The organism is Archangium violaceum Cb vi76 (assembly GCF_000733295.1).
Classification (GTDB): Bacteria; Myxococcota; Myxococcia; order Myxococcales; family Myxococcaceae; genus Archangium; species Archangium violaceum.
Window position 1 is genome coordinate 1 of sequence record NZ_JPMI01000242.1, and the last position, 11,031, is coordinate 11,031.

At 66.2% G+C, this 11,031-nt stretch carries 10 protein-coding genes and 1 pseudogene; 3 read left to right on the top strand and 8 right to left on the bottom strand.

What is annotated here, in order from left to right; genetic code table 11:
* Positions 1–260: pseudogene (locus Q664_RS33935) on the bottom strand (serine/threonine protein kinase); the annotation flags it as partial.
* A 174-nt stretch (positions 261–434) separates the two neighbouring features.
* Between Q664_RS33935 and Q664_RS33940 the strand changes: the two are divergent.
* The 3 genes from Q664_RS33940 to hypE are packed head-to-tail and all read left to right on the top strand — an operon-like array spanning position 435 to position 2,826.
* Positions 435–689: a HypC/HybG/HupF family hydrogenase formation chaperone gene (locus Q664_RS33940; RefSeq protein ID WP_043405218.1), complete on the top strand. Its 255-nt coding sequence runs from the start codon at positions 435–437 to the stop codon at positions 687–689.
* The gene (gene hypD, locus Q664_RS33945) at positions 686–1,798 is read left to right on the top strand and encodes a hydrogenase formation protein HypD (RefSeq protein WP_043405220.1); all 1,113 of its coding nucleotides are present in this window, start codon (positions 686–688) and stop codon (positions 1,796–1,798) included. Before Q664_RS33940 ends, hypD begins: the two co-directional genes overlap by 4 nt.
* Entirely contained in the window at positions 1,777–2,826 is a 1,050-nt protein-coding gene (gene hypE, locus Q664_RS33950; protein WP_043405223.1) for a hydrogenase expression/formation protein HypE, read from the top strand. The genes hypD and hypE overlap by 22 nt, the downstream gene beginning before the upstream one ends.
* Before the next feature lie 24 nt (positions 2,827–2,850).
* Here the strand turns inward: hypE and Q664_RS33955 are convergent, their stop codons facing one another.
* The 7 genes from Q664_RS33955 to Q664_RS63025 all read right to left on the bottom strand — a co-directional run bounded on the left by Q664_RS33955 (position 2,851) and on the right by Q664_RS63025 (position 11,028).
* Entirely contained in the window at positions 2,851–4,221 is a 1,371-nt protein-coding gene (locus Q664_RS33955; RefSeq protein WP_235216983.1) for a cytochrome-c peroxidase, read from the bottom strand.
* 110 nt (positions 4,222–4,331) lie between these two features.
* Positions 4,332–5,300 carry a hypothetical protein gene (locus Q664_RS33960; protein ID WP_043405225.1) on the bottom strand — a complete coding sequence of 323 codons (969 nt, stop codon included), beginning with the start codon at positions 5,298–5,300 and terminating at the stop codon, positions 4,332–4,334.
* 334 nt (positions 5,301–5,634) lie between these two features.
* Entirely contained in the window at positions 5,635–7,158 is a 1,524-nt protein-coding gene (locus Q664_RS33965) for an ELWxxDGT repeat protein (RefSeq protein WP_084610539.1), read from the bottom strand.
* Positions 7,159–7,530: 372 nt separating this feature from the next.
* Positions 7,531–8,547 (bottom strand): hypothetical protein, encoded by a 1,017-nt coding sequence (locus tag Q664_RS33970; RefSeq protein WP_043405230.1) that lies wholly within the window; start codon positions 8,545–8,547, stop codon positions 7,531–7,533.
* A gap of 307 nt (positions 8,548–8,854) precedes the next feature.
* On the bottom strand, positions 8,855–9,151 hold the full coding sequence (locus Q664_RS58235; protein ID WP_152622492.1) for a hypothetical protein: 297 nt from the start codon (positions 9,149–9,151) through the stop codon (positions 8,855–8,857).
* A 27-nt stretch (positions 9,152–9,178) separates the two neighbouring features.
* Entirely contained in the window at positions 9,179–9,895 is a 717-nt protein-coding gene (locus tag Q664_RS58240) for a hypothetical protein (protein ID WP_152622493.1), read from the bottom strand.
* 1,001 nt (positions 9,896–10,896) lie between these two features.
* On the bottom strand, positions 10,897–11,028 hold the full coding sequence (locus Q664_RS63025; RefSeq protein ID WP_369406344.1) for a hypothetical protein: 132 nt from the start codon (positions 11,026–11,028) through the stop codon (positions 10,897–10,899).
* Positions 11,029–11,031 lie beyond the last annotated feature (3 nt).

Consider the following 11,031-nt stretch of genomic DNA (forward strand, 5'->3'; position numbering starts at 1 on the left):
CGCCCATGGCCGTGGATGCGCACCACGTTGGGGTGCACGGCCTTGTCCATCAACAACACCACCTCCCGGCCGGCGCGGGCGTCTCCGGGGCGCAGCGCCAGCTTGAGGGCCAGCATGACGCCGGGGTGATGGATGTCCTCCACCCGGTAGGCGGCGCCGTAGCCTCCCACGCCCAGCCGCTCCACCACGCGCCAGTGGCCCACCTCGGTGCTGGCTGGCAAGGACTCGGGACGCAGGGTGCGGGTCCGCTCGGATTGCATGGGGGCCATCCTCCCGGCAAGGGGGGTGACCTGGCAAGTCAGAAGGACGTGCGGCCCGGAATGACCTGGGGAGTCATCCGGCCCGCCCCCGCTCTCCCTGGCATTGTCCGTCCCATGACGGAGGGCCGTCCCCGGGGCGGGTGGACTCCGGGGACGTTGGTACAGGATGAGCGCATGTGTCTCGGCATTCCCGGTGAGGTGCTCTCCACGGTGGATGGCCCGCTGCGCATGGGCCGGGTGGCCTTCGGCAAGGTCATCAAGGAAGTGTGTCTGGCCTATGTCCCCGAGGCCGCTCCGGGTGACTTCGTCGTGGTGCACGCCGGCTTCGCCATCAGCCGCGTGGACCCCGAGGGCGCGCGGCGCGTCTTCGCCTACCTGGAGGAGCTCGGCGAGACGAACGAGGTGCGCGAGGAGGAGGAGCCGCGATGAGGTACGTGGACGAGTATCGCGGCGCGGACGAGGCCCGGCGGTATGCGCGGGCCCTCCACTCCCTGGTGACGCGGCCCTGGACGCTCATGGAGGTGTGTGGTGGGCAGACGCATGCCATCGTCCGCTTCGGCATCGACCAGCTCCTGCCACCGGCGCTCACGCTCCTGCACGGCCCCGGCTGCCCGGTGTGTGTCACGCCGGTGGAGCTGCTGGACAAGGCCCTGGCCATCGCCTCGCGCCCCGGCGTGGTCTTCTGCTCCTTCGGCGACATGCTCCGGGTGCCCGGCTCGGGGAGGGACCTGCTCTCGGTGAAGGCGGCGGGTGGGGACGTGCGCATCGTCTACTCGCCCATGGACGCGCTGGCCCTGGCCGAGCGGCTGCCGGAGCGCGAGGTCGTCTTCTTCGCCGTGGGCTTCGAGACCACCGCGCCCGCCTGCGCCATGGCCGCCCACGAGGCGAGGCGGCGCGGGCTGCGCAACTTCTCCCTGCTGGTGGCCCATGTCCTGGTCCCCCCGGCGATGGAAGCCATCCTCGCGGCCCCCCACCGGCGGGTGGATGCCTTCCTGGCCGCGGGCCACGTGTGCACCATCATGGGCATGGAGGCCTACGAGCCCCTGGCCCACGCGTACCGCGTGCCCATCGTCGCCACGGGCTTCGAGCCGTTGGACCTGCTGCAGGGCATCCACATGTGCGTGGCGCAGCTCGAGTCCGGGCGGGCCGAGGTGGAGAACCAGTACGCCCGCGCCGTCCGCCCGGCCGGCAACGAGAGCGCCCGGGCCATGCTGCGCGAGGTGTTCGAGGTGGTGCCGAGGACGTGGCGCGGCATCGGTCCCATCCCGGCCAGTGGCCTGGGGCTCCGTGCCGCCTTCGCGGACTGGGACGCCGAGCGCAAGTTCGATGTGGTCTCCGTGGGAGGACGCGAGGATGCCGCGTGCCGGAGCGGCCTCGTGCTCCAGGGTCAGCTCAAGCCACCCGAGTGCCCCGCGTTCGGCACCCGCTGCACCCCCGACACGCCCCTCGGCGCGACGATGGTGTCTTCCGAGGGCGCGTGCGCCGCCTACTACCGCTACCGGAGGTTCCAGGTGCCATGTCCGACGACCTCGCCCTGAGCTGTCCCGTGCCGCTCCAGCGCCACACCACCGTGCAGCTCGCTCACGGTGGGGGAGGGCGCCTCATGCGCCAACTGCTGGAGGACCTCTTCCTGGAGGCCTTCCGCTCTCCCGCCCTCGCCGAGCGCCATGACGGCGCGGTGGTGCCACTCGGAGCGGAACGGCTGGCCTTCACCACGGACTCCTATGTGGTGACGCCCCGCTTCTTCCCGGGCGGGGACATCGGGAAGCTCGCGGTCTACGGCACGGTGAACGACCTGGCCATGACGGGCGCGAAGCCCCTGTACCTGAGCGCGGGCTTCATCCTCGAGGAGGGGCTCTCGCTGGACGAGCTGCGCCGGGTGGTGGCCTCCATGCGCGAGGCCGCGCGGGAGTGTGGCGTGGAGATCGTCACGGGTGACACCAAGGTGGTGGACAGGGGCAAGGCGGACGGGCTCTTCATCAACACCTCGGGCGTGGGCCGTGTCTCCGAGGGCGTGTCCGTCCACCCCCGGCGCGTGAGGCCTGGAGACGCGGTGCTCGTCTCGGGAGACGTGGGGCGGCACGGCATCGCGGTGCTCTCGGTGCGCGAGGGGCTCGCGTTCGAGACGCCCGTGGCGAGCGATTGCGCCTCGCTGGCCCCGCTGGTGGCGGCGCTCCTCGAGGCGGGCGTGGAGGTGCACTGCCTGCGCGATACCACGCGCGGCGGGCTGGCCACCGCGCTCAACGAGATCGCGCTCGATGCCGGGGTGGGCCTCGAGGTGGACGAGCCCGCCGTGCCAGTGGACGAGTCCGTGGCGGGGGCCTGTGAGCTGCTGGGGTTGGATCCGCTCTACGTGGCGTGCGAGGGCCGCATGGTGGTCTTCGTCCCGGAGCCCCAGGCGGAGCGGGCCCGGGAGGTGCTGTGCCGTCATCCCCTCGGGGCCGTGGCCGCGCGCATCGGCCGCGTCACCGAAGGCCCCCGGGGGATGGTCTCCCTGAGGACGCGGCTCGGGGGACAGCGGCTGTTGGATCTGCTCTCCGGAGAGCAGCTCCCGCGCATCTGTTGAGCGCGAGAGCGGCCGGTGTCCCGCTCAGTGCCGCTGGAAGTAGCCGTCCGAGAGGGTCCTCAAGAAGGCGACGATGGCGGCTTCCTCCTGGGGCGTGAGGCCCAGGTTCCCCAGCTCATCGGTGTTGAGGTTGAGCCCCACCTCGGGTGGAGGCCAGCAGTCCTCGCCGGGTGTGCCGGGGAACTCGGGCAGGCACACCGGCAGCACGTCGCGCGTGTTGTAGAAGTGGACGATGGACTCCAGGCTCTTGAAGTAGCCGTTGTGGCCGTAGGCCTTGATGAACCCGGGGTAGGGCCGCTTGTCCACGTTGCGCAGGGTGGGGACCTTCACCTTGCCCAGGTTCCCTCGTGCGAAGGGCCGCCACTCCTCGCGCGTCTGCAGGAAGGCGCCCAGGCCGTAGTCCACCCAGAAGGGCCCGAGCGGGTTGAACTCGCGCTGCCAGTACCAGGGGTTGAGCAGGTTCCGCGGCACGCCCAGGTTGTCGTAGGTGAAGTCGGTGAAGAGGGGAGGCTTGCCCCGGGGGCCCGGCTGGCTCGGGTGGCAGTTGGCGCACAGGGCCTTGCCCTCGAAGAGCCTCAGCCCCCAGCGCTCCTGGGACGAGAGCTCGGCCCTCCCGGCCAGCCACGCGTCGTACTTGGAAGTGAAGGCGTTGACCTCCGGCGAGTCCTCGTAGGCCGCGATGGCCAGGGCGATGGCGTCATAGGCGCGCGCCACGTTCTGGCAGATGCTCGAGCCGTAGACGGAGCGGAAGAGGCTCGCGTAGGGGCCCCGGCACACCTTGGCCACCACCACGGCCTCGCTCGGGTTGTTCTGCTCCACCGGGTTGAGGAAGGGGCCCTGGGCCTGGTCCGCGGCGGGGTTGCCCAGCTCCTCCCCGGTGGCGCGCCCATCCCAGAAGTTGCCGCCCACGAAGAGGGCCTTCCTGGCGTCCTTCAGGTGGAGGATGGGGGCCGGGGTGGCGTAGGCGGAGGAGGGCGGCTTGCGGTTGCCGAAGCGCCCCTTCACGGCGCCCTCGTAGACCGAGCCGGTGGCGTTGATGAGCAGCTCCGGCCCCGTCCAGCCCACGGAGGGCCCGTGACAGACGGCGCAGGCCTGGCCGGAGGGCTCGGAGAGCCCGCGGTCGAAGAAGAGCAGCTTGCCGAGCCGCTCCACGGGCGTCAGCCGCACCCGCTCCTCGGAGTCTCCCGCGGCCGGTGGGGCCTCGGCGTCCAGCGAGTCCTCGGGCAACAGCGTGGCCTCGAAGATGGCCTGGGCCTCGTCGGCCTCCGTGTGGGCTGGCGCGGCTTCCGTCCGCGCGTCCACGGACTCCGCCGGTGGGGACTCGTCCGGGGCGGGTGGGGAGCCGCAGGCCAGCAGTCCGCCCATGCCAAGGGCGAGGAACAGGACACGTCGCATCAGCGTCACCTCGGGACGAAGGGGCGCCTAGGGTGGGTCTCCGGCCCTGCGCCAACCACTGGCCCGTGGATGGAGCCTGGTGTGTACTGCTCCGCTGCTGTCCAGTGAGCTCAGGCTGGCACCTCACGCCTCGGGCGCTCCTTGCGGGCCTTCTCGCCAGGGCTCACCGTCGAGCGGACCACGACGATCTTGTTGAGGATGTCGAACCAGAAGGGCGCGCCCAGCGAGACCGCGAGCCCCGTCAGCAGCAGCCCGAGCACCTTCAGCACCCACCCCATGAAGGTCTCCGGCGGCTGGCGGATGTCCGCGAGCATGGCCTTCTTCGGCGGGGAAGCGCCCTGATTGGAAGCGCCCTGATTGGAAGGGTCCGGCTTGGGGCTCCAGCCCAGCGGCAGTCCGAGATTGCCGAGCACCGTCATCTGCGTCTGGAACCGCTCCTCGGCCGACCCCGCGTCCGAGCCCGGCGGCACCCCGGTCCGCTGCGCGTTCTCGGCGGCGGACACCAGGGCGGCGCGCAGGGCATCGTCCCGCGAGAGCTGGTTGACGACCTGGATGGTGTCGATGTTGAACGCGGCGGCGAACACCAGACCGAGACAGAAGATGATGACCTGGGTCCGGCGCTTGTACCAACCGGAGAGCCGGTCCATGGAGGCGTTGAACCAGTCTTCGATGCCCGCCTGGAACCTGGCGAGATTTCCATCCGCGGCGGCGAGCAGTGCCTGGAGGGACTGCTTGAGGCGCGCGGCGGGTGGAGGCAGCGCGGCGATCGTCCGCTCGAGCTCCTCCAACGTGCCCCGGGCTCCCCGGTGCAGCACCCCCTCCAGCAGGGCGATCACGAAGATGTGCGTGGGGATGTAGGAAGGCGGCCGTCCCCCTTCCTTTTGGAGCGACTGGATGAGCGCGTGCGAGTAGAGGTTCTTGGCGCCCTGGTCTCCGAGCAGGCCCACGATGGTCTCCTGGAGCGCCTTCGCGCGCTTCTTGATGATGATCTCGATGGCTTCCGTCGCGGCCGAGCAGATGAGGCTGAGTAGCAGGAAGATGAAGGTGACGCCGAGCAAGACATCCAGCATCTCGAACATGGCCTGTCCTTCCTCGTGAGAGCTGAGATCAAGCTTCGTCACACGAGAGACAGCCACAATCGGCTGTTGGGGAGTGGCTACGGCTCGGCTCCCAGGAGGAGGCTCCCCGCGGGCTCCCACGGATGTCTTTCATTGGACGTCGGGAGCGGCTGGTTGGGAGGAGTCACCCCCATCCTCCAATCCCTCCACTCACGTTGCGGCGCGCCGCTACCCCGCGCAACAGAGCGGCGCCCACCGGCCCGCGCGTGCATCCGGAGGCGGGCGGTGGGTTGTTCGATGGAGAGGGGGAGGGGGCATGCGGCCGCTGGCCATCACCGAACGCATGCCCACGAGGTCAGCGCGAGCCGGAGCACCGCACCGACTCCACCGGGAGGGCCCACAACCGGTAGGTGCGGAATACATCCTGGGTGATGAAGTAGACGTAGCGGCCCGCGCGGACGAACTCGGACGGGTAGCTCGACTCTGGCCCGGGACGGAGATCCTGCAGCAGGCGCGTACTCGACACGCTGCCCTCGGTCCTCCACAACTCCTGGCCGTGCTGCCGTGGATCGTCGAGCTCCAGGTTGTCCCAGGATGGGAACAAGACCGTGTCATCCACCGCGAACAGCTCCGGGATGGGCCCCTCGTCACCGAAGGTGAGCCGCTCAGTCAGGAAGCGCGTGCCTTGCGAGGTGCCGTTGGTGCGCCAGAGCTGGGCGAGCCCCGCGCCCGGACCGGTGGTGCTCAGGGGCTGGACGAGGAAGTACAGCCGGTTGCCCGCGGTGATCGCTGCCTCCGGCGACCAGAGCTCCGCGAAGAGCGGGTCGGGGCTGGAGAAGCGCTTCACGCGGACCGTCGCGTGGGGCCAGCCATCCGTCCGCCAGAGCTCCAGGTCGTTGAACTCGTCCGCTGGATGGAGGGTCAGGTAGAGGTCCCCGTGCAGCCCCGCGAGCAGGCGCGAGTGCGACGAGCCCGGGCCCGGCACGAAGTCCTTCACCAGGAACGTCCGGGCGGGGTCCATGCTCCGGGTCGTCCAGGGTTCCTCGCCGTGGACCTGGTCATCCGCGACGAAGTAGAGCGAGTTGTCCACGACGGTGAGCTGGAAGGGATACGAGTTGGCGGGACCTGGCGCGATGTCCTTGAAGAGCCGGGTGCCTTTCGTCGTGCCATCGCTCGTCCACAACTCCAGGCCGTGGGCCGCGTCCGCCGCGAGGAAGAAGAGCCTCCCGCGGAATTCGATCAGCTGGGTCAGCACGTAGGGCTCGGAGGGGAACGAGGCGATCAGCCGGGTTCCTCCCGGCGAGCCATCGCTCACCCAGAGCTCGAGGGAGGTATCATCCGTATCCGTATCGCGTGCGACCGGGAAGAAGAGCCGGCCCCGGACGTCCGCGAAGTCGGAGCTGAGCCTGATGTCTCCGAGCTCCTTGATCCGCCGGGTGCCGCGCTCGGTGCCGTCGCTCGCCCAGAGGCTTCCGTTCTGGACGAAGTACAGCAAGTCTCCCGCCTTCAGGAGCGGCCCGTCGACGTTCTCGCGAAAGGGACGGGCGCCCTCGCCGCTGGCGTCAGCGCGCCAGAGCGCGGACGGGCCTTCCTCGGGGTAGGGAGCGAAGAAGTACACCCGTCCTTTTAGCGGAGTCAGCACGGGGGACGGGAAGAAGGTGAAGGGATTCACGTCGGGGCTCTGCTTCACCTGGAAGGCTGGCTCGGGACGTGGGGTGCAATCGGAATCGGGTGCCTCGTGTTGCGCCAGGACCTCGGTTGCCTGCTCCGGCTGTGCTTGCGGCGGTGTTTCCTCCACCCACGGTCCGCCACAGCCGACTGCCCCGAGCAGCAATGCGAGCCACCTTCCGCGCCATCCACCCTTGTTTCGCCGAGACATGGTTTCCCCCCGCGACAGACCACGTCTCTGGAATGTGTCCGCGCACCGGGCCGGCCCCAGTGCTCGCGGGATGGAGCAGCCGGTTCACCAGTGCACAGCTGAGGCCGCACGGCCGGCGCTTCGCGGCCCTCGACTCCTCGCCCGGCGGCCAGGTGGAGGCGCCTAAGTAGGTGGCCAGAAGTTCCCGACACAATCGTGTGCTCTCCGCACTGCGTGCGAAGCCACGCCAGGCCGGCCTCCCGGCCGCGCGCTGCACGAACTTGTCCAACAGTTGGACAAGTTTCTGAAGACCGAGCCCGGCAGGGGCACCCGCCCCGCCCGAACTCCACCGGAGGGGTGGGCCCTTGTGTAAAGGAACTTCTAGTCACCTACTTAGCTACCAAGACAGCGCCAGGCCGCGAGGACCCGGCGCTCCGGGTCCTCCCCCCACGTGCGCTCGTGCCAGGTCCGTCCGCCGTCCTCGCTTTCCACGGCCCTCTCGCGCCGGGAGCCATCGCTGGCGAACAGGACGACGAGCCCGTAGACGCGCGCTCCATCCACCACGGAGAAGATGCTCCGGCGGCCGGTGGCTCCCCACGCGCTCAGTGCCATCTCGAGAGCGCTCGCGGCGCCGCGGGCGATCCACTTCCGGCCGTCCCAGTCCCAGATCTCCCCGTCCGTCGTGAGCGCCAGCGGCTGCCCCTCCGGCGTGCGCTCCAGGTGCGCCAGCGTTCGAGCCGGTAGCCGTTGGATCGCCCAGCGCCCATCCTCGCGCGCGACGAACAAGAACCATGAGGGATCCTCCAGGAACCACGCACACTCCGAGCCGAACACCACCGGAGGCTCCGTTGCGTCCACGGCGCGGAGTTGCTCGAAGCCTCCTCCCTGGATGGCCCGATAGGCGTCCCACCACGAGGCCCGGAGCTCCACCTCCCTCCAATTTCCGGCGCCACGCTCCTGGCGCCACGCCGTGGCCTCGCGTGGCTCGTTCCGCACCCGCTCCGCCGGGCGACTGCCCACCGCCCACGAGGCACCATCCGCTCCGAGGCCCGCCCAGATGGCCCCATCGGGGAGGGGCAGGGTGGCCCAGTCCTCATCCACCCGCTTCACCTGGAGCCAGCCCGGCTCGACGATGAAGAGCCCTCCCAGGCGGGGCACCAGCCCATACGCCGCCTCGGATGAAAACCCTCGCGGGGGCACCGGAAGCTCTCGCCACGCGGCACCGTCTCGCGACCACCAGAAGCGCGGGCCCGTGGGCCCCGGCACGGCCAGCTCCCAGTAACGGTCCACCCCGAAGCCGATGTCCGCGAGCTGCCCGGCGGAGACCTCGAGGTCCGGTACGGCGTGGCCCCGTCCCTCCGAGGACAGCCGAAGCCGCCCCCGCTCCCACCACAACCAGCCGCCGCTCATCGGAACGCGCCCTCGATGTCCGTCTGCTGGGGCGGGAAGAGCTTGTCCGCGAGCGCTTCACCCCCCTTGCGCCCCAGCAAGCCCACGCCGATGGCACCGCCCACCCCGCCGATGATGGCCCCGATGGCCGCACCCGGTACCGCCCCCGCCCCGCCGAACCATGCGCCGATGCCCGCTCCAATCGCGCCGCCCAGCTTCGCTCCCGCCCAGCTCGTCTCTCGCCGCAGACCACTATCTTTTGAGGGAAACCCACGGGTGCTACAGAAGATCCATTTTGGCCAACACCAGCACTTATCTCTATCGCAGGCTACAGCGATTTCCGACGGAATCGCAATGGAGGATCGATATTATGATGGAGCATCAACTGCCCATGCTCAAGCCATACCTTCAACGGATTTCCATCACCCAGTACATTTGAAACAAGGAATCCTTCTCGTACCTCATACAGCCCCTCATTGACCATGGAGCCAGCATTGTCCTCAATAAAATCGAACTCAACTCGCAGCCTGTGGTTTTTATAAAAAAACAACCGTGCTACAGAAGGCCCCAATTCTGTATCAATAACATCCCCTTCCCACTCCCCAATCAAGTCCGATGATTGCATTTTCTTTCCTTCTCATCTTATGGAATATCACTTCGGCAGACCTGGGCGCGAAGGCGGCTTCGTGCCGGTCCTCCAGGGGGCTGAATACCTCTCCCTGATCGGCTCTAGGGCAACACGCCCAGGATGGAAACCATTCATCTCCTTCATTGGCAGTCCCAGTGAAGCCACGAGCAACCTAACAAACGTATTGCTATTATTGGTGTCATCTCCAATTATATACACTGAATTCGGCCAGTTTTTGAAATTTCCGTTAAAGCCATTTTGCTCCGCGTATTTGTATCCTCTGGCAAAATTCATTGCAGACTGCCATTTTTTTTCAACCTGCTGTTGGTCTCCTTGATATATCGGCATGATGCTGTTGCCATCTGAGCCATAGATAATTGTAGATACATTGACCTTCTCGATATTCCATTGATATCCTACTTTCGGTATGAATCTATAAACATAGGCACTCCAGCCATTCTTGCTGAGCAGCTCAACGCCTTTTAATCTTGAGCTTTCCGGATACTGCTCGCGAAATTCGTCCGTCTCAAACTCTTCGTAGAGCGGCACACTTGAATCTGAGACCCAGTACTCCAGTGAGTAATGATAGATGCGTGCCCAACTAAGGCCTCGAATAGCTCGATCTGCAATTGCAATGAAGTATTTCTTCTGGGTGCATGGCACGGCAATCGCGTCCACCGTGGTTGTCCCGAATTTTTCAGCCCCCTTCCATGAGTTCGAAAACGCATTGTTAGACGACATATTTGCCTCCTAGAGATTACGTCTCCTCTTGGCCTTTTCTTGCAGAGAGTCTAACAAAACTGGCACATCGTCCGGATTTCAGGCGGGCTCAGCAGGGGCCGAGGCCGTTTCGTTGGGGGTCTCTAAGGCTCTTGCGGCGTTAACCCAGTCTTACTGTTCTGGATGAAGGTCAAGAACAAGCTTATACAGCCTCTCCAGTTTGCGGGTCTCGCCAGAACGCTTGTCTCTCAAGACTTCTCCACACCGCGAATACTGAAGATTTGTATCAAAATCTATTCCTATGAAAAACATTAGGTTAATATATTTACATACGCCTTGCGCAGACTGCACTCCGTGCAGTCTCGCTCGTTGGATGCCATGCCGGATCCATTTGCGCACAGTGTCTTCTCCAAGTTCGTTGACCTTTTTTGGAAAATATTGTCGAACGTGCAGCAGCATCCGAGCTTCAAATTGCTCAACTGCTGTTTTATGGAAAACATTCAATTGTTCGATTTTTAATTTGAGCACAATCCCTCCTGTGTGTAGATACGCTCTGCCACTGCAAATCTTTATCGCTCCATGAAACTAGCGGAGGTGAGCCTTCCGTGCGACGTTTCTTCCTCGGAGCGTTTGAGCTACGCTTTTGGGCCTCGAACAAGATTGATAGAGGATAGAAAACCATCCCGAGCAGGTCACTTTATACATGGATCGATTGTCTTGCAGTGGACACAGCCTCACAGGCAGAGAGTGTATCGGAGGAGGGTATCCCCCAAGGTAGATCTGCCCGGTTGGCTCTCCCGTCCTTCGTGTGGGTCAGCGGTAGCAGGCAGGCGAGTCTCGCTCGTGGGGTCATCCGTATTCGCCCAGGATTCACCCAAACTGCAGGAGAGCCACAAGGCTCACTCCGCGCAAGAGCGGCAATACCATCGACCTACACCGTATCCGCTCGGCGGAGCGGTGCAGCGTGGAGACGGAGATGTGGTAGGGGGCGCGCCGCCTGATTCGACCGGGAGGAGCGGCGCTCAGGTCGTCGCGGGCGAGGCAGAGGGAGCCTGCGCGGCGGCTTCGCGCGACGCCTTCCACATGGGCGGCAGCAGTTCCTCGAGCCGACGCTGTGGCCAGCCCTGGGCGAGTTTCTCCAGCACGTCAGTCAGGTA

What these genes read in the sequence shown, in the direction of transcription:
- hypE (WP_043405223.1), top strand. Translation starts at nt 1,777, where the DNA reads ATGTCCGACGACCTCGCCCTGAGCTGTCCCGTGCCGCTCCAGCGCCAC.
- Q664_RS58240 (WP_152622493.1), bottom strand. Translation starts at nt 9,895, where the DNA reads ATGTCGTCTAACAATGCGTTTTCGAACTCATGGAAGGGGGCTGAAAAA.
- Q664_RS33965 (WP_084610539.1), bottom strand. Translation starts at nt 7,158, where the DNA reads ATGTCTCGGCGAAACAAGGGTGGATGGCGCGGAAGGTGGCTCGCATTG.
- Q664_RS33955 (WP_235216983.1), bottom strand. Translation starts at nt 4,221, where the DNA reads ATGCGACGTGTCCTGTTCCTCGCCCTTGGCATGGGCGGACTGCTGGCC.
- Q664_RS33940 (WP_043405218.1), top strand. Translation starts at nt 435, where the DNA reads ATGTGTCTCGGCATTCCCGGTGAGGTGCTCTCCACGGTGGATGGCCCG.
- Q664_RS58235 (WP_152622492.1), bottom strand. Translation starts at nt 9,151, where the DNA reads ATGCAATCATCGGACTTGATTGGGGAGTGGGAAGGGGATGTTATTGAT.
- hypD (WP_043405220.1), top strand. Translation starts at nt 686, where the DNA reads ATGAGGTACGTGGACGAGTATCGCGGCGCGGACGAGGCCCGGCGGTAT.
- Q664_RS33960 (WP_043405225.1), bottom strand. Translation starts at nt 5,300, where the DNA reads ATGTTCGAGATGCTGGATGTCTTGCTCGGCGTCACCTTCATCTTCCTG.
- Q664_RS33970 (WP_043405230.1), bottom strand. Translation starts at nt 8,547, where the DNA reads ATGAGCGGCGGCTGGTTGTGGTGGGAGCGGGGGCGGCTTCGGCTGTCC.